Source organism: Paenibacillus sp. Marseille-Q4541 (genome assembly GCF_018310695.1).
GTDB lineage: Bacteria > Bacillota > Bacilli > Paenibacillales > Paenibacillaceae > Paenibacillus.
Genome location: NZ_JAGXCY010000031.1, coordinates 25,076 through 44,137, shown reverse-complemented (window position 1 = coordinate 44,137; position 19,062 = coordinate 25,076). Strand labels below are relative to the sequence as shown.

11 protein-coding genes are annotated in these 19,062 nt (G+C 40.4%); all 11 read left to right on the top strand.

The genetic code is table 11. The features are described 5' to 3' along the window. Position 1 precedes the first annotated feature (1 nt). The 11 genes from KFT32_RS21955 (at position 2) to metK (ending at position 18,967) form a co-directional block, all read left to right on the top strand. Positions 2-2,017 (top strand): DUF5693 family protein, encoded by a 2,016-nt coding sequence (locus KFT32_RS21955; RefSeq protein ID WP_211749612.1) that lies wholly within the window; start codon positions 2-4, stop codon positions 2,015-2,017. Beyond that, the gene (csaB, locus tag KFT32_RS21950) at positions 1,993-3,159 is read left to right on the top strand and encodes a polysaccharide pyruvyl transferase CsaB (protein WP_211749611.1); all 1,167 of its coding nucleotides are present in this window, start codon (positions 1,993-1,995) and stop codon (positions 3,157-3,159) included. The genes KFT32_RS21955 and csaB overlap by 25 nt, the downstream gene beginning before the upstream one ends. A gap of 7 nt (positions 3,160-3,166) precedes the next feature. Next, on the top strand, positions 3,167-3,943 hold the full coding sequence (locus KFT32_RS21945) for a WecB/TagA/CpsF family glycosyltransferase (protein WP_481856362.1): 777 nt from the start codon (positions 3,167-3,169) through the stop codon (positions 3,941-3,943). A 149-nt stretch (positions 3,944-4,092) separates the two neighbouring features. Then, the gene (locus KFT32_RS21940; RefSeq protein ID WP_211749610.1) at positions 4,093-5,217 is read left to right on the top strand and encodes a glycosyltransferase family 4 protein; all 1,125 of its coding nucleotides are present in this window, start codon (positions 4,093-4,095) and stop codon (positions 5,215-5,217) included. 161 nt (positions 5,218-5,378) lie between these two features. Further along, positions 5,379-9,266: an S-layer homology domain-containing protein gene (locus KFT32_RS21935; RefSeq protein WP_211749609.1), complete on the top strand. Its 3,888-nt coding sequence runs from the start codon at positions 5,379-5,381 to the stop codon at positions 9,264-9,266. A gap of 145 nt (positions 9,267-9,411) precedes the next feature. Continuing rightward, a complete protein-coding gene (locus KFT32_RS21930) occupies positions 9,412-9,753 on the top strand; it encodes a hypothetical protein (protein WP_211749608.1) in 342 nt (113 codons plus the stop codon). 516 nt (positions 9,754-10,269) lie between these two features. Further along, positions 10,270-13,275, top strand: coding sequence for an Ig-like domain-containing domain (locus tag KFT32_RS21925; protein WP_211749607.1), 3,006 nt, complete (start codon positions 10,270-10,272; stop codon positions 13,273-13,275). Positions 13,276-13,401: 126 nt separating this feature from the next. After that, positions 13,402-16,239, top strand: a complete 2,838-nt coding sequence (locus KFT32_RS21920; RefSeq protein ID WP_211749606.1) for a DUF4352 domain-containing protein — start codon at positions 13,402-13,404, stop codon at positions 16,237-16,239. A 183-nt stretch (positions 16,240-16,422) separates the two neighbouring features. Continuing rightward, the gene (locus KFT32_RS21915) at positions 16,423-16,938 is read left to right on the top strand and encodes a hypothetical protein (RefSeq protein WP_211749605.1); all 516 of its coding nucleotides are present in this window, start codon (positions 16,423-16,425) and stop codon (positions 16,936-16,938) included. 310 nt (positions 16,939-17,248) lie between these two features. After that, positions 17,249-17,527: an alpha/beta-type small acid-soluble spore protein gene (locus tag KFT32_RS21910; protein WP_211749604.1), complete on the top strand. Its 279-nt coding sequence runs from the start codon at positions 17,249-17,251 to the stop codon at positions 17,525-17,527. 237 nt (positions 17,528-17,764) lie between these two features. Continuing rightward, positions 17,765-18,967 carry a methionine adenosyltransferase gene (metK, locus tag KFT32_RS21905; protein ID WP_211749603.1) on the top strand — a complete coding sequence of 401 codons (1,203 nt, stop codon included), beginning with the start codon at positions 17,765-17,767 and terminating at the stop codon, positions 18,965-18,967. Positions 18,968-19,062 lie beyond the last annotated feature (95 nt).

Sequence of the window (19,062 nt, the reverse complement as noted above, 5' to 3'; positions counted from 1 at the left end):
TGTGCGTCAAAAATGGCAATATTGGAACACGGTTTCTCGTAAATGGCTATGGATTATTGTAATTATTGGACTTATCGCATCCATTCCCGTCATCTACGACCGTGTCAAAACAGAATCAACTTCCAAAACTGTAGAGTTGGTATTTGACTATCGCGATCTTGTGGATGTAGCTGCGTATCAGGTTCATCCGAAGGATTATATTAATGAAAAATTGACCGAACTAAAAAATGCAGGCGTCAGCACGATGGCGATGTTTGAAAGTACGCTCGATGAATTCCGTAAATCACGGCGAATTATGATTTATAACAGTCTTGACGTCGCTAATATGACAGGCAAGGTTTTACCGGAAAATGAGAACTTTACGTATCTTCTTTTTACAAGTGAAGAGAACGAAAAAGCGTTGTCTCCTCTTATTCAGGATACTTTCCGTAGACTTGACATTCCAGTTAAACCATGGACCTATGAGGATAAACAAGGATTGATCCTTGAAACGCCAGTTGAAAATGCCAATCTCAAGCCTATGGCTCCGGATCCAATCACGATGAGTGATCTTGTGGATCGTGGATTCAATATTATGCCTCGTTTAGGTGATGCACTTCCTTATGACGAGCAGTCGGTAGCCCAGCTTATGGAAACATTTGAGCAATTCGGTGTGAAGCGTATCCTTTTTGATGGAGATAAGGTAAAAGGATATAATGATAATGAAGAGCTTAGAAGCTTGTCTTCTTTTGCTGAGCTTATGAACCAGCATGGAATTGGACTTGCTGCCATAGAGAATCTAAAGAAACCTCAAAATGGTTTCAGTACTCTCTCGTACCTTACAGACTATAATGTGGTTCGTCTTTACTCACTCAGTGAGTCCGATGCCAATCTAGATATTGAGGTTATTTCAGATCGATTTACTCTCGCTACAAAAGATCGTAATATACGTATGCTTTATCTGAATGCTGCTCCTGCACGGAGTTCGTTAAAAGCAACCATCACTGATCCTTTGGAGAACCTGATCAATGCATTAGGAGAAGAAGGAAAAGCAGTTGAACGAATGGAGGCAAACGGCTTCCAGATTGGACAGGCTGAGCCGTTTAAAGTACATGAGACTCCTGGACAACGTTATTATAAAGCGGTCGCTGTTGCCGGAAGTGTGGCAATGATTGCCCTGATGATCTCTTACTTTATTCCAATCCTGACCTTGCCAGCTTTTGTGCTGGGTATGCTCGGAAGCGCCGGTTTATATGTGCTCAGACCATCTTTGATGGAGCAAGGACTTGCTTTATTGGTTGCAATCAGTGCTCCGACCATTGCTATGGTGCTCGCTGTACGTCGGATTAACGCGGTACAACTGAGAACGCCAGATCTTACTGTGAAGAATCGTGTGACACAGGCGCTGTTCTTATTTGTCCGCACTTCACTACTGTCACTACTGGCTGTTCCGTTTATGATCGCACTCTTGAATAACATTACGTATGCCCTCGTTATTGAACAATTTAGAGGAGTAGGGTTGCTGCATTTAGCTCCAATTGCTCTAGTTGCATTCTATGTGCTCTTCTATCGTAAGGCACTAAGTATGGCCTTTGTTCGCAAAATGTTGAAGGAGCCGATCACTCTTTTATGGGTAGTGGCAGCGGGTATCATAGGTGTGGTAGGCTATTACTATCTGAGTCGAACAGGTAACTCGGGTAGTGTTACTCCACTTGAAATGGCAATACGAACATTCCTGGAAGATACTTTTGGAGTGCGCCCTCGTAACAAAGAGTTTCTACTGGGACACCCATTGTTTATCGTAGGAGCGTTTATAGCTCTTAAATATCGAAATGCAATTTATATACTGATTATTGCAACGATTGCTCAGTTGTCCATGGTGGACACGTTCGCTCATATTCATACACCCGTGCATCTTTCCCTTATTCGTGGCTTGTTAGGCCTCGGGCTTGGTCTCATTGTTGGATTGATCGCAATTGTGGTGTGGCAAGTTTTGGAAGGATGTTGGAAAAAATGGTCACCACTACTAAGAAGATAGTCATCTCCGGATATTACGGATTTCATAACAGCGGAGATGAAGCTGTTTTGAAATCTATACTGACTGCACTGGAATCTGAAAGTCAGCGTACCAATGTGCAAATAGAACCTATCGTGCTCTCAAGCGATCCAGAATGGACGCAGCAAACGTACGGTGTTCGAGCCGTTCATCGTATGAAACTTGGTGAGGTACGCAGTGCCATTAAAGAAAGTGATGGCCTCATCAGTGGAGGAGGCAGCTTGTTACAAGATGCAACCGGCTGGAAATCGATTCCTTATTACCTCGGGATTTTAAAGTTGGCACAGAACATGAAAAAACCGACGTTTATTTATGCTCAGGGTATAGGCCCTGTTCAGCGTGGTATTTTTAAACCGATGATTCGAGGTATTTTTAAACATTGTGAATATATCTCCGTTCGTGATGAAGAGTCGGCAAAATTGATACAGGATTTTGGGGTTAGATGGAATGATGTTCGCATCGTTCCTGACCCTGTTATGGGGCTTCCTCTTCCTGAACCCTCCAAGGTACAAAAAGCAATCTATGGAGGCGGGAGTGCAAGAAGAACGACACCAAAGACAGAAGAAGTAGAATTGCCTGTCATTGGGGTATCGGTACGTTTCTGGGAGAAAGATCGAACAGAATTGGACCGTATTGCGGAAGGACTAAAACAGTTTGCTACGAAAAGAAAAGTGCATATTCGTTTTCTACCGTTCCACCTTCCTTCCGACGAAGAAGCTTCTTCGTATGTTAAGCAGAAAATAGGACATCTGAATGGGACAGGCAGTAAAGTAAGTATTTGTTCTAAGCAAACCGATCCACAAATGATGCTGCTTGAAGTCTCACGTTGTGAATTGGTTCTTGGCATGAGACTGCACAGTCTGATTTATGCAGCATCTCAGCGTGTACCACTGATTGGTATATCGTATGATCCGAAAATTGATGCTTTTCTCCATCGGCTGGAAAGCGAAGCAATTGGCAGTACTGATACTTTGCAAGCTGATAAGCTGACAGAAGAACTTGAAAAGGTATTTACAAACCGTAATGAATGGCTTGAGTCCAGAGAAGAAGCAATCGCTTCGCTTAAAGAACAAGCACAGGAGCCTGCGGTTCAAATTTTAAAATTTCTAAGCGGCAAAGGATGAATGAGTCATGAATGAGCATATGGAGCAAGTGCAGACACAGTCTGTGCCCACCGTGCCCATCTTTGGAATTCCGTTTTCACGCATGGATATGAAAGACACGGTAGCCTACCTTGAAGGAGCTGTTCGCTCTGGACAAGCCCATCAGGTCATCACCGCAAATCCAATTATGGTTATGACCGCACTGGATAATCCGGAGTATATGAAGGTCATGCAATCAGCTGAACTCATTGTTCCTGACGGTGCTGGAGTCGTATGGGCAGCTAACTACTGCGGTACTCCGGTTGCTGAACGGGTAGCAGGTTTTGACCTTTTACATGAATTGCTACGGGTTGGTGAAACCTATGGGTGGAGAGTGTTTCTTTTGGGATCTACACCTGAGGTGATTCAAGAGACGGCAAGCAGGTTACAAAAGCAGTATCCTGGTGTCGTGATTTGTGGATATCGCGATGGTTTTTTTGGAGCGGATCAAGACGAAGAAGTGATTGCACAGATACGGGAAGCTGCACCTGATTTACTATTCGTAGCGCGTGCTGCAGATAACCAAGAGCCTTGGATCGGTGCTCATAAGCAAACATTAGGCGTCTCTGTTATGATGGGAGTCGGCGGAAGTTTTGATATCATTTCAGGGAAGTCCAAAAGAGCTCCCGTTGCTTTTCAAAAAATGCGAGCGGAATGGCTCTATCGTTTACTGCGTGAACCGACCCGGGCAAAAAGAATGTTAGCTCTTCCTCAGTTTGCTATGAAAGTGATGCGCGAAAAAGAAAACGTGACAAAACAGGTGTAAATTAAGGAAGAATTGCTAAATTCATTGATTTTTGCTAGAAAACAAGGATAGTAATTCAGGAATCTAGGGAGTATAATGCATGGAGTTAGGTTGTTATGTAGGATACGTAAATGATTCTTTGTTTGAAAAATTGGGGGTCGAATGAGCAAATGTTAATGTTCTATATCTTGGGATTTATCGTAGCTCTCGGACTTGCGGTTGGACTTACTCCACTCGTTAAGAAGTTTGCGATAAAGGTGGGAGCCGTAGACGTGCCCGATGCACGTAAGGTCCATACCAAGATTATGCCTAGACTCGGCGGTCTCGGTATATTTCTTGCTTTTATGGTCACACTGCTTGCATTACTTCCGTTCGTTTCGGATATGTTCACCACTCGAGATAACCGTTTCATCTACGCTTTTCTAATTGGGGGAACGATGATCGCCCTGATTGGTGCGATGGATGATAAATTTCAGTTGTCGGCCAAATTAAAGTTTTTAGCACAAATTATTACGGCATGTGTAGTTGTATTTGCCTTTGAGATTCGTATAGATTTTGTTAATATTCCTTTTGTTGATGCATATTCATCACTGGAATTATGGATTTCCATTCCTCTAACGATCTTCTGGATTGTTGGAGTAACGAATGCGATTAACCTGATTGATGGACTTGATGGTCTTGCAGCAGGGGTTTCTGCTATTGCGATCGGAACGATTGCTGTCATGTCCTTTATTATGGGTAACGTAGTTACGGCTTTCATTTGCCTTGTGCTTCTGGGCAGTATCATTGGGTTCTTATTCTTTAACTTCCATCCTGCGAAAATCTTTATGGGAGATACAGGATCACTGTTCCTCGGGTTCAGTCTTGCAATGTTATCTCTACTAGGATTTAAGCAAATTGCAGTCGTAACATTGATTACACCTCTTATTATTATTGCGGTGCCACTCTCTGATACGATGTTCGCAATCATTCGTCGTTTTCTTAACAAGAAGCCGATCTTTGCACCTGATAAAGGTCATTTGCATCATAGATTAAGAGATCTTGGGTTTAGTCATCGACAAACCGTTCTGATTATTTATGGAATTGCTGCATTTTTCGGTGTGTTGGCGGTCATTCAGTCTGCTGCCGCAATGCATGAAGCAAACTGGGTAACCTTTGTAGTGATCTGTGTAATGATGTTCTTCCTGCAAATTGGCGCTGAGGTTATCGGTCTCATCGATAAGACAAAACGTCCAGTTCTTAACTTCTTCATGAAGCTTAGAATGAAAGCAGCAGAGGCAAGAACCAAATCATAATCCACGATGATGTAATACTATGAAACTGCTATTATCCTATTTTTCAACATTTCATAACCTTGTTCCCTTTATGGGAATAAGGTTTTTTATGTTTTTGGGTTCATATTTCTGCATACCTTTCCGATATAAAAGATAATTCACGCTTACAAAGGAGAGATCGTATGCAGCGCATCAAAAAGCCGATGGTTTGGCTGCTGTTAGTCACGTTAATTGTTACAATGTTTCCACCTGGTTTGGTAAAAACAGCACAAGCTGCTGATTTTGTATCAACCAGTTATTTTGCACCGGATATTACTACACTAAAAAACACGGTTCAACTGAAGCTTGAGGGTACAACGAACCTAATCACTAGAGAAAATGTATATCAGGTAACGGATACCAAACTTTCGGTTACGGGTACGTATACCAAAGTTACAGGATCCACATTGAATGCGAAAGTTCAGCAACTAACATGGGATCCACAAAACAAAAAATGGAATCGTGAAACTTCCAAAACAACACCAGGGACAATTCAGCTGGACCTGGAGAGTCCGGATAATCGCTTTACTTCAACGCTGACCTTATATCCTGGTATGAACGAAATTACTTTATCGGGTACTCAAGGTAGCATGACTCGTTCCGAAAGTTTTTATGTTCTTTTTGATCAAGTTCCCTATGTAGAGAGTTTAAAAGTACTAGGGCTGTCTCAACCGGTAACTCTTAATGAAGGAACGCAAGTTGTTATTCCTAAACAAGAGATTACTTTAGAAGGTAAGATTCAAAACGCGACAAAAGCAACGATTTCCCTAAATGGAGGATCAGCGCTCGCAACGACTCTTCTTTCGGATGGGACGTTCTTTTCACCGCAATTACAATTAAAACCAGGAATCAATTCACTTACACTAGTTATTGAAAATGGGTCGGATAAAATTACAGTAAAGCATTCTCTTTACTATTATGATTCAAGTAATCCTATTGTAAGCATGTATTTAGCAGATGCTAGTGGGAATGCAAATGATATGCTTTCCGGGAAACCGACCTGGACGGGCAACGAAAATGCAGCGTATCTCTATGTACAAGCCCTTGTACCAGATCAGGGGAATGCGGCAAACAAAACGATTGAATTAGATGGAGTAGATGTTAGCGGCAACCTTGAATATTTTGAATCATTGTCCGTTGATGCATCTGGTAAGCTTACTACCAAACCGGGCAGTGATGTTGTTATTCAAGGTATGGATGGAACAAGTTCTGCCTATAGACTGGTAACCTTTGCGGTTAAGAATTTTGCTTTTAATACGCAGAATGGTACTGCCACCAGTGAACAAGATCATAATCTTCGTTTTACTTATGGTTCAACAACAGTAAGTAAAGCAGCCAACTTTATTTATGCAAAAGATCAAGTCGTAATTAATCAGCTGTACCATTTGAAAGAATATAATACTTCCACAGGAAGTTACTCTAAAGAAAGTTTGAATGGTGCAAAAGTAGATTCAGGCGATTTTTATATTTCAGTGAAAACCAATTCTGTCTTAGCTAACCCATCCAGCTTAACTGCAAAGTATCTACCGGTAGGTAGTGCGATAACAATCAGTTATGTGAAGGAAATATCGGAAACCGAATATATCTATAAAGTATCCGGATTCCAGAATGGGAATCAGACGGTTCGTTTCCAATATAGTGGTTCTTCCCAGTATAAAGATGCCGTGATCTCGTTTATTTCAAAAACGTATATTTATATCGCGAATCTTTCAGATGGACAGACGGTAACGATCAATTCAAACCAAACGTCAACATTGCAAGTAGAAGGACAATATATCGGTTTTGATTTAAAAAGTGTTGCGTTTAATGGAGAAATGTTTGTTAACGGCTTAAAACCAGATGGTCTTTCAGCAAACTGGCTTGATAAGCAAACGGGTAAATTCAGCGTTGGTCTAAAGGTATCCGCAGAACAGGGACCTTTAGTTTATGGAGAGAACCGTATTATCTTTACAGGAACAGTAGCAGATAGCAATAACCAAGTCAGAGAAGTCCGTAAGGAAATCCGCATCTACATATTGGATGAGAATGTATCTAATGTAGATAAATTTCAACCGGCAGTAGGAAAGAATCGTGTAACATTCCCAATCGAATATACGGATGATGCGCAGTGGACCAAAATTTTCAACTTAACACCTGACTTTATTTATAACAATGGAAGATACACAACAAGTCTTCAAACTCATGATATTGTCATTCGGGGTAATGGGGCTTCGAAAGTGAATCTAAATTTGGGATCCCAGAACTTGCTGTCTCTGGACACCTCGAACAGTATTACGAAGTTTACAGGTGAATTCACTTACAATAATGCAAAGTATGCTTATGAGTATTTTGGAAGTGAGACCGATTTTGTTATTCGAGTTCAAGATTTGCCAGCAACAGCAGCAGGAACTTATGTATATAATCTTGAGCTTATTAATAGCACAGGTGCCAAAACAAGTCAGCAACTTGAACTTGTACGCGAAGTAAAACCATATCGTCTGCTTGCACCGCAGCCAACTGTGGATGGAGCTTATGTAGTTAACAAAAACTTTGTTCGTTTTGATATCGAGGCAGAAGGTGCAACTCAAGTTCTGATCGACAAAGTACCTGCTACCAAAAGAACAGATCTTGGAAATGACCGCTTCCTTTTGGATTATGTAGGTTTAAAACAGGATAAAGCCAATACGATTAAAATTGATATTGTACGTGGAAGCACAACAACATCAGATATGATTTCAGTGTTTTATACAGGCACTGTAGCTGTGGATACACAGTATATGGCTCCGAAAGTAGCTAATAAATACAGTGTATTTAACAAGGGACTTGAACTTGAGTTTCCTAAAGGCACTATAATGCAGTCAACCGATTCAAAAGGCATCAATAAGTATTATCCGACCACACAGCTGCTCTTTGGAATCGCTGATCCTAAGGATGGTGTGGTTGAACGCAGAAATGATTATGGGAATATTATTGGATTCCCTAATAACGGATTGCCATCAGAAGAGACAGGCATTCCTTCCTGGAGTATTCCAGATGAATATTTCTTGAGATTTAGCTCGTCTTCTTCTAAACAGAATTTCTCTACCGTTTCCAATGTGTATTGGATCAGTGGTGGACTTGGTGAAAAAGGAAATCAGGGATCGGCTGATTATCTTCCTCCGACCAATGGTCTTGCACCTTATTCCATTGAAGGATTGTATGGTAATCCAGCAATTCCAGCAGAAAGAAAGATTACGCCTTCCCAAAGGGGAGAATTAACACTTACTTTTAACAACAGTGTTGTAGATGAAGTAGGTTCAACAATTACGGTATTCAAATATACATCTAACCGAGAATGGGTCAACATTGGAGGCGTAGTAGATACCAAGAAGCACACCATTACGGTACCTTTTGATGAATTTGGATACTATGTAGTCATGAAACTCAGCCGTAGTTATACAGATATTACGAATCATAACTGGGGCCGTAATGTACTGAATGCGATGTATGCTAAAGGACTTATGAATAACGTACGATTTGATCAATTTGGTACAGATGACCAAACATCACGGGGTGAGTTTGCTACTCTCCTTGTTAAAGGACTTAATATTCCTCTGAATTATGACAACAAGCAAACTTTTGTAGATCTCGTGCCAGGTGCTCAGAGTACAACATGGGATTATGCTCATATTGAGACAGCTGCAAGAGCAGGGATTGTTACGGGACTGACGGAGGGTGTATTTGCTGCAAGTCAGCCGCTGACAAGAGAACAGGCTGCAGTGATGATTGCTCGTGCTATGAAACTGAAGCTGGTCGCTAACGATAACAAGCTAGTGGATAACCTCGCTAAGCTGTATGTGGATTCTGGTAGCATCAATATCTATGCAAGACCGGCAGTACTTGCTGTAAATAAGGCGAAGATCATGACAGGGAACGCAATTACGCTACCTGGGCAAACAAAGCCACAGTATAACTTTAATGCGACTGGCCTTCTGACGCGTGCAGAAGCAGCCAAAATTGCGGTGGAACTGTTCAAGAAAAGCACAAAGTTATTTCCAAATAATCTCAGTTAGTATCGCATAACAACTTTAAACTGCTCCTTTAAGGGAGCAGTTTCTTCTTTTTGGAAAGTACGAGTTTCACTAGATTTTGTAATTTGATAGTTTTTGAGATACAATAACGTAAAATACACATTTTTCTAAAGGGTGAAGGTATCTAATGAAACCGATCTATTCGAAAGCACAACTTGGTTACATGAAAACAAAAACACAATTCGAAAAACAAGCTGCTATTTTGGAACTGGAAATCGAGAAAACGAAAAAAACTCAAGAAATTACGCAAGAAGTTATGGAAGAACTTGTTATGAAGACAGGATTCCATGATGCATATAATAATTTGGTTGCTTCTGAGAACGAACTTATTGATTGGTCTCATGTTACGATTAAGCATGAAAAAACATACAAAGACAATAAGCAACCTATCGAACAAATGTATGCCAACCTAAAAACCGATCCTCAGATGCGTGCTCGAATTATCGAACTTGCAATGAAGATTAAGTAGTATGGAATGAGGAAGACGCCCCTTTAAGGGCGTCTTTTTTTATGGGGAATTTATGCTTGTGTATGGAATATATAAAACAAGTTTAAAATATTTTCCAAATTTAAGTGTTGTGTATGATATAAAAAAGAAAATTGTGGTTACATATTATTTAGGATTTACACGCGATAACAGGAACTTATATGCAGAGTAGATTCAAGAATGAAGGAATGTTTCCATCATTTTTAAAATAAAGGAAAATTTTTTTGTGAAAGTCGCAACTTTTTTGAAACTACTGCGTTTAAGATGTAGAGCCGAAAACAATGAGGAAGAAAATATGAGATTTATGGAGAAAATTGTCTATTTATTAGAAAAATTTTCTTTACGTCTCTAGGTCCACATTGTATAATACAAAAGGTAAGATTAGGAAACTACTCTTTTTTTTCTGGTCATGGCTTAATTTACTAGTTTCTGTGAAATTTCACAGACATCATTTTATATGGATTTATTGCTCTAACTCTGGGAAGGGGGTGTAACGAAATGAGTAACACGGGCAACCCATTTACTAGCAACAGCAATTATAAAAATACTAATCATGTGATGATTTCTCGAGGAGGAGAAAAAAAGGTTATGAAGAAAATTTTATCCGTGGCTTTGTCTACAGCAATGGCATTCTCCATGTTTGCATCTGTAGCATTCGGTCAAGCAGGACTTACTGATGTAAATGAGCAATACAGTTATTTGAAAGATAAAGGTATTTTCTCTGGATTCCCAGACGGTCAAGCACACCTTGACAGACAAATGACTCGCGCTGAGTTCGCGAAAGTAATCACTAAAACACTGGGTCTTAAAGAGATCACTGGCGTTTACTCTTTCAAAGACAAAAACTATGGTCCTAAACACTGGGCAGCTCCTTTCGTAGAAGCTGTATCTGCTGCGGGTATCATGGAAGGTAAAAACACAACTAAGAAAATCTTTGACCTTTCCGGTCCTGTAACAGTTCAAGAAATGGCTACTGTACTTGTACGTGCGCTTGATCTTGAAATCCCTACAGAAACTAACAACACTGCAACACAATGGGCTAAAGGTTATGTTCAAGCAGCAATCAACGCTGGTTTGGTAGATGCTAAAGCTAACTTCCAATCCAACGCAACTCGTGCTCTTCTTGTAGGCGCTGCTTACGAAGTTGACCAAGAGATCAGTCTTCAAGTTAAATCCTACACTGTATCCGAAGGTGGAAAAGTTGTAGAATTTAAAATGAGCGACGACGAAACAGTAAAAGTAACTTTGGACAAAGCTCTTGTAGCTAACAAAGAAACTGAAGTTAAATTTACTTACAAAGACAAAGAATTCACTGAAAAAGTTACTTATGTAGTAACTGCAGCTACTAAAATTGAAGCAGCTACAGCTTCTAACTACAAACAAATTCAAGTGAAATTTGATGGTGATGTTGATGCAACTACAGCAACTAACGTAGATAACTACAAAGTTTCTAACGTCAGCTTCGAATCTGCAACATTGTCTTCTGATAAAAAATCAGTAACTCTTCTGGTAAAAGCAGATGGAATCAATCTGCCACAACAAAGAGAAACTAATCTTACAATCAGCGGAGTTAAAAATGCTGACGGTTCCAAAACTTTCAGCGAGACTGTTAAATTCACAGCAGTTGATACTGAATTGCCACAAGTAACAGCAGTTACTGGTTTGGGTACAAAAGCTTTGAGAGTAGAGTTCTCCGAGCCTGTAACAGCAGCTACTGCTGGTAACCTAGCTAACTACAAAGTTAATGGTAACGTAATTAGCGGTAACGTTAAATTCACTTACCCTAACGTAGCATTCATTACAACTGATCTTCCAGTTGGCAAACATTCTTTGACTGTTTCTAACGTGAAAGATTATGCTGGATTTAATAGTAATTCTGCAGCTACTGAATTTACAATTGTAGAAGATACTGCTGCTCCAGAAGTTACTTCTATTACTACTTCTGATTTGAAGAAAGTAACTGTAACTTTCAACGAGCCAATTAAATCCGTGAAAAATGCTTATCACACATCTACTAACAAACCGGCTACTGTAAGTATTAGTGATAATGTTGTAACGTTGACTTTCACTGATGCTAACAAATTGAGCTTGGGAGAAAACACGGTTTACTTGAACGGTGTAACAGATTACAGCAACAATTCTGCTGATCGTAACGCTAAGGTAAATCCTGAGTTGGATACTGTTCGCCCTACAGTTCTTGGTGTAACAGCTGAATCCGAATCTGACAAAACTGAGATTACTGTAGATTTCTCTGAGAACATTAATCCAGATGACATCAAAGTAAAAGCTAACTATGTATTGAAAAAATCCGATGGTACAGTATTCACTGGTAAAGGTTTCACTACAAAAGGTAACCCTTCTACTACACCAGTATTCGCTAAAAACAGCAGCGGAAAAGAACTTCAAAACAAAGTAGTTCTTACTACAGTTGGTGGAGCTCTTCCTGCTGGAAACTATACTCTTGAAGTATCTGGAGTTCGTGACCAAGCAACAATCGGTAATGCAATTATTCCTCAATCTGTAGGATTCTCTACTACAGTTGTCGGTGCTTTGAAAGTTTCTGATGCTTGGTACAAAGAAGATACAGCTAACGGAGAATATAATGTTTATGTTCAATTCAACAGACCAGTAGCAACAACTGGCACTGGCTCTGCACTTGATGTAAACAAATATGATTATGTAACTGGATCTACTTACACTCCATTCCCAGCTGGATCTACTAACATTTCCCTTTACAACACAAACACAGTTGTGTTGACAGTTGCGAAAGACAAAGTAGCTGGCTTCGATAAAGCTAACGCTCTTCGTGTAGTTAACGTTGCTGATACTACTGGAAACTATGTAAGTGGTGCTCCAATTAAACTTAGCAATGAACAATCTTCTACTATCACAGCTGTTGCTTCATCTGTATATGCTACAGATCGCGATACTGTAAAAGTTAAATTGGATGGCAACCTTACTTATGTAAATGCATCTGATTTTGAAATCGTTGTTGGTGGAAAAACCTTTACATCCAGCTCTTTCGATATGAAACAAAGCACAGACGATGGAAACACTGTTCTTGAATTTGATCTGGACGGAGAAGACGTAATTCCTCACAACGTTTCTAATGTTACTTTACAAACAATTGAAAAACCAACATCCACTGATGCTCTAGGTCGTAAGCTTACTAAGTTCAGTTATGTTGCTAATGATGGTATTGCACCAGAATTGATTGAAACTTCAAATGTAGCAGCAGGTTCTACTGTTACATTGACTTTCACTGAAGCCCTTAATGTTAACTTTACTCCATCTGCGTTTAAAGTATCTGTTGAAGGTTCAGAAGTTAAAGTAACGAAAGCAGAAGCTGGGGCTAATAATGTATTAACTTTAACACTTGCAAAAGCACTTACTGCTGGACAATCGGTTGAAGTTGAACTTCTTAACAATTCAACGGGTCTCTTCTTAACTGATAAATCTGATAATGCTGCTGAAGATTTCTACACATCTGTAACAGCTAAGTAATACCTGACTTAAACTAAGAAGAGGTGGGTTTCCACCTCTTCTTTTTTATATTCAAAGAAACTTTTACCCCACTCCATGCGTCTATATAGTAACTTCAAAATAAGGTAATAAATGGAGGTTACTCACGTGGATCGAAAGCACAACCAAAAAGTGTTACTATGGATCGCTGCAGCAGCAATTGTTATTGGACAAGGTACTCTAGTAGGTGCTGAAGCAAATGAACAAGGACAAGCTACATACATTTCATCCAGTACTGCATCAACGTCTGTCGCGACTCATCAGGTTACGAGGATCGATACTAATGACGACACTTCAAGTATGGTCAACACCACAGATGAATATACAAAAAGTACAAACAACATCCACCCATCCACTCTGCTATATTACGGCTCTGGAGCTCGTCCACAGTCATTAAGTGGGAGTTCTTTGACTAATTCTACAAATTCCCTTATAAAGACAGCATCTACGGGAAGCAGCACATCTAAGAACAGCACTTCGAGTACATCTTCCACAACAAGCTCTAAATCGACAACGACAAAAAGTGACAAAAATCTACATACACTTAATAACCTAAAATCAGTGAAGCTAACCTCAAAAAGCGTAGTAAAACTTACAGACCTCAATGTACTTACACAAGAAGATGGCAAAACAATCTCGTATACCCTTACTTATCAGAACAATGACAGCAAAAATTTGATGCTGATTGACTATTGGACAAAAGTGAAAACAAAGGGAGGTACACTGTATTCTCCCAACCTTATTACAAGGGACAAGGAGAAAAAGAGCGTAGCTGCAGGCTCCTCTTTAGCCGTGACTTATATAGTAAAGGTAGGGAAAAACGTAAAGGTTAGCGATCTTTTATTTCATATCGTGAAGTGGGATTTTAGTAAGCCAAATTACGAGAGTAATCTGGGTCATTTCAATGTTCCCGCATCCTATACACTTTCGACACCTGTAAATAAGTCTAAATCAATTCGTTTAGGTGATACCCCTGTCAAAGTGAAAGTTTCCAAGCTAGAGGTTCATCCCGTGAACGATTACAACTATGCAGAAGTAACGGTGAGTCTACACAATATCGGTTATAAAATGCTAGAGAATCCAACGGCCAAATGGGTGTTACGAACAGCAGGAGGAAGTAATTATCCTCTAATACCGGAGACGGTCAGTACAGAGGCGGCGCCTTTTAACATTCAGCCACAGGAAAACAAAACAATGAAGCTCCTTGCAACCATTCCTAAATCCGTAAAGCTGACAGGAGCGGAGCTAGTATTAGTAGAGGAGGAAGGCGAAGCAAAGACGGTACTGCCTCTAGCGACATTGCAACTCCCGAGTGCTAGTACCACGAAGATTACGACTACTGCCCCTTTTAAGCCAAGAGAAGTGCTTGTAGAAGGTCAGAAACTGCAAACGACGCTAGAAGGAGCAACAGTAAACCAGAGTTACGACAAGAATGATTTATCCATTAGGCTTAAGCTCAAAAATACAGATAAACAAACGATAACCGTGCCGAAGTATGAATTCGTATTGCAAAGTGGGACAGGCAAATCCTATCCAATAACGACAAAAGCATTAGAGAACGTAACGCTGAAGCCAGATGAAGAAAAGACGATTAAACTGGATATCTCAGTCTCTTATGCTGTTGCCAAGGGTGCGCTCAAACTCACAATGAATGTCCCTAAAGATCCAGAGAAAAAGGAGATTTCTTTTAGTTATCCAGCAGGCATATATATTCTTCCGACCCCAACCTCATTACAGAACACACTAGGGTCTGAAACAACAGTGAAGAATGAAAATGGTACCTATGGAGTGACTTGGACTTCCATTCAACGGTTGCCATGGACTGATGGAGACCTTTTGTCTGCTAAATTGACCATTAAGAATACATCTGTGAAAACGTTACGTCTCCCTGAACTACAGGGTGCTTTTACTGTGGATTCAGCAAAAGATATAACAAGTACCAAGCTTATCAAGAGCCAAGCTGCTTCCTTGCTGGGTCCAGGTCAGTCCATCGATGTGTATCTCGTTACAAAAGTACCTACTTCTCTAGACATCGCTCAGTTACAAGTATCGCTAGAAGAGAAGGTAGGTGAAGAGTCTTTTGAATGGCTGAAGCTAACGAATATAGGGGCAATTCCTGAAGTTCCACAGATTGAGAAAAGTAAGGCGTTTACCCTGACTACGCTAGGCAAAAAGGCAGAGGTGAAAACTCGGAAAACCTTAGTCTATCCAGGTACAAGCACAGATCTCGTTTATACCGAGCTTGAAATAACTAACCTAGAAAGTCGCCAGACAGAACTGTCTCAATTAAGTGGATATTATAAGTCTTCGAGCGGTCTTTATTTTAAAACAAACGTAAAACAGATTGAATATCCAGCTGGACCGGAAGATAAAAGTATCGTGACCATGTGGGCAAAAATTCCGAAACGCGTAACGGTCTCTGATATGAGATTGATTGTAGGTGAAGGGGTTACGGAAGATAAACTCACACCAATTAAGGGAGAACCTACTGGGTACGTCAATGCCGCTTCATTAGAAATTGCTCCAGAGCAGCTCACACCGCTCACAAAGATAGATCAAATTGAGTTATATCCTTATCAGATAAAAACGCACACATTCGACGCTTATTTATCTGGTGGTGGCAATGTAGCAGTTGAATGGTACTATACTTTCACTCAGGACGAGACGTATGATATGCCTGAAAGTGAACACAAACTTGTAGTGGAAATTACGGACTCCACAGGTCGTATTTTCGCAAAAGAATTAGTCCCAGCTACAGACCTTAAGTTAGGAACGAATCAGTTACTCTCTTGGGCTATAGATGATCGAATTTTTGAAGATCGAAGAATAGGAACCTACCAAATTTCCATCTATGATCTGTTCCAAGGAGAGAAGTTTAAAATAGCTGGGGAGTCCATGTACTATAATCCAAACCGTATTCCTCTGGAATTACCGAAAGACAGGTAGAAATAGTTATACACGGAGATGAGAGAATATTTAATGATTAAAGAAACCATCAAGAGTGAAAATTGAGCTATATTTAGAAAAGTACTCTATTCTATTTGGCAAGTTTTTCTTGTCTCTAAGCTAGATACACTCTATCATTAGAAGCATAGAAAGATGGGATGAAAGTTTTAGAGGAGGAACATCATGAAACGCATTTGGAAATTAGGAATGGCGACTATCGCAGTAGGCGGTGGCATTTGGATTGGTTCCGTAATGAATATCTCGGCTGACGGTGCTTCTGTTACGTCCCAACCGGGAACAGCAGACGATCCTGTCGTTACCAAGAGTTATGTAGATCAAGCAATTAAAAATGCAGTACAAGGCGGAGGAGGGAACACAAAACCAACTGAGCCAGCTGAACCTTCTACACCTGAATCAAGCGCAGGTGATGAGCTTAAGATCGTTGTGGTGAAACCAGGACAACGCCTGATTGCAGGTGCAGGTACGGAATTTATTGTACGTAGTGGTAAAGCTGTAATCTATTCTGAAGACGCCAATGGTGTCGCTGATTTGACCGAAGGTGCAGACCTTGGTAATGGAAAATCCATAACGAATAACCATTTACTATCCTTCCCACGTGAAGGAAGAGGCATAGAAGTACAGGAAGGTAATAAGTACAATCTTACGGTTATGGTCCGTGGAACTTATAAGATCCAATAATAATGGTATAGATTTTATAAAAAGGAATCATCATAATTTCGATTAGTATGTGATGTTTCGCTTCATATTATATATGAAGCGAAACATTTTTTTGTTTTATCACAAAGTTTCGTTCGCCCTATCTTGAGCGCTGCGTTTTTCCTCTTCCATATATATCGTATTTAACGTAAGCATAAATTTCGTTTAGAGCTGCTTAGAAAATTTCAATTCGCTTCATTTTCCAGAAGTAACAATCATTCACCAGTCTATAATGAACTCAAATGCAAACACTATACCTGCAAGATCATAACGCTTGGAGGTGTTTCAGATTATGGCTAGAAATAATCGTAAGCTTGTTCCCGAGAGTCGTCAGATGCTGGACCAGATGAAATATGAGATTGCAGCAGAGTTTGGAATCCACATAGGAGGATCCGCGGGAGTAGGGTCAATGGACGCCGAATTTGGAGATGAGCTGGGTTCAATAAGTGGACAAGGAGCATACTCTGGATGGGGTCATGTGACTTCCCGTGAGAATGGTTCCATCGGTGGAGAGATGACAAAACGATTGGTTCGTTCTGCAGAATCATCCGCAGCCGGACTAAAACTGTGAGGTGGATGAAACCATGAGCAAAGTTAATAAAATAACGAAAAAAGTTCAAAAATTTATAAAAAAATTGTGGAAATGATCCTATTTCATCATTGATTGACACCGTTTGACAAATACGTTAATATGTCGTATGAGGATGTATTGCAACCTTTTCCGTATCGGGAAAGGTTCATTTTTTGTATTGGATAAAAGTTATGGCTTACACCATACAATCCATATACGTGGGAGGTTGAAACTACTATGTCTGTTAAAGGGCGCCACTTATTCACTTCTGAGTCCGTAACTGAAGGACATCCAGATAAAATCTGTGACCAAATTTCCGACGCCGTTCTTGATGCGTTTCTTGCTGCTGATCCAAATGCGCGTGTTGCGTGTGAAGTATCTGTAGCTACTGGACTCGTACTCGTCATCGGAGAAATCAGCTCCTCTGCTGATTATATCGATATTCCGTCGATTGTACGTAATACCGTAAAAGAAATCGGTTATACTCGTGCAAAATATGGTTTCGACTTTCAAACGTCTGCAGTACTTACATCCTTGAATGAGCAATCGAAAGATATCGCTCAAGGCGTAAATGCAGCGCTTGAAAACCGTGATCCAGAACAAATGGATAAAGAGACTGAAAACATTGGTGCAGGCGATCAAGGACTTATGTTTGGTTTTGCAACGAACGAGACTCCTGAACTTATGCCGCTTCCTATTGCTTTGTCTCACCGTATTGCTCGTCGTTTGTCTGAAGTACGTAAAGACGGTACGCTTGAATATCTTCGTCCAGATGGTAAAACACAAGTTACCATCGAGTATGATGGAGATAAACCTGTTCGTGTAGATACCATTGTTGTATCCACGCAGCATGCGGAAGAAATCACACTTGAGCAAATTCAAGCGGACATCAAAGAAAAAGTAATTCTTCCGGTTGTTCCAGCTAATCTGCTTGACGATGAAACGAAGTACTTCATTAACCCGACAGGCCGTTTCGTAATTGGTGGCCCTCAAGGGGATGCAGGTCTTACTGGCCGTAAAATCATCGTTGATACGTATGGTGGTTATGCTCGTCATGGCGGCGGTGCTTTCTCTGGTAAGGATCCTACAAAAGTGGACCGTTCCGCAGCTTATGCAGCACGTTATGTGGCTAAAAACCTCGTAGCTGCAGGACTTGCAGACAAAGTAGAAATTCAGCTTGCTTACGCAATTGGTGTAGCAAACCCAGTATCGATCAATGTCGATACATACGGCACTGGTAAAGTTAGCGAAGAAAAGCTAGTCGAGCTAGTTCGTAACAACTTCGATCTGCGCCCAGCGGGAATTATTCGTATGCTGGACTTGCGTCGTCCGATTTACAAACAAACTGCTGCATATGGTCACTTTGGCCGTACAGATCTGGATGTTCCTTGGGAACGTGTCGACAAAGTTGAAGCTTTGCAAACCCAGGCAGGTATCTAATATAATAAAGTTTCATTCAATGAAATTTCTTATATCCAACCTTCGATGGTACTCATCGGAGGTTTTTTGTTTTGTTAATAACGGATGAAACGGTT

What these genes read in the sequence shown, in the direction of transcription:
- csaB (WP_211749611.1), top strand. Translation starts at nt 1,993, where the DNA reads ATGGTCACCACTACTAAGAAGATAGTCATCTCCGGATATTACGGATTT.
- KFT32_RS21945 (WP_481856362.1), top strand. Translation starts at nt 3,167, where the DNA reads ATGAATGAGCATATGGAGCAAGTGCAGACACAGTCTGTGCCCACCGTG.
- KFT32_RS21940 (WP_211749610.1), top strand. Translation starts at nt 4,093, where the DNA reads ATGTTAATGTTCTATATCTTGGGATTTATCGTAGCTCTCGGACTTGCG.
- KFT32_RS21935 (WP_211749609.1), top strand. Translation starts at nt 5,379, where the DNA reads ATGCAGCGCATCAAAAAGCCGATGGTTTGGCTGCTGTTAGTCACGTTA.
- KFT32_RS21930 (WP_211749608.1), top strand. Translation starts at nt 9,412, where the DNA reads ATGAAACCGATCTATTCGAAAGCACAACTTGGTTACATGAAAACAAAA.
- KFT32_RS21925 (WP_211749607.1), top strand. Translation starts at nt 10,270, where the DNA reads ATGAGTAACACGGGCAACCCATTTACTAGCAACAGCAATTATAAAAAT.
- KFT32_RS21915 (WP_211749605.1), top strand. Translation starts at nt 16,423, where the DNA reads ATGAAACGCATTTGGAAATTAGGAATGGCGACTATCGCAGTAGGCGGT.
- KFT32_RS21910 (WP_211749604.1), top strand. Translation starts at nt 17,249, where the DNA reads ATGGCTAGAAATAATCGTAAGCTTGTTCCCGAGAGTCGTCAGATGCTG.
- metK (WP_211749603.1), top strand. Translation starts at nt 17,765, where the DNA reads ATGTCTGTTAAAGGGCGCCACTTATTCACTTCTGAGTCCGTAACTGAA.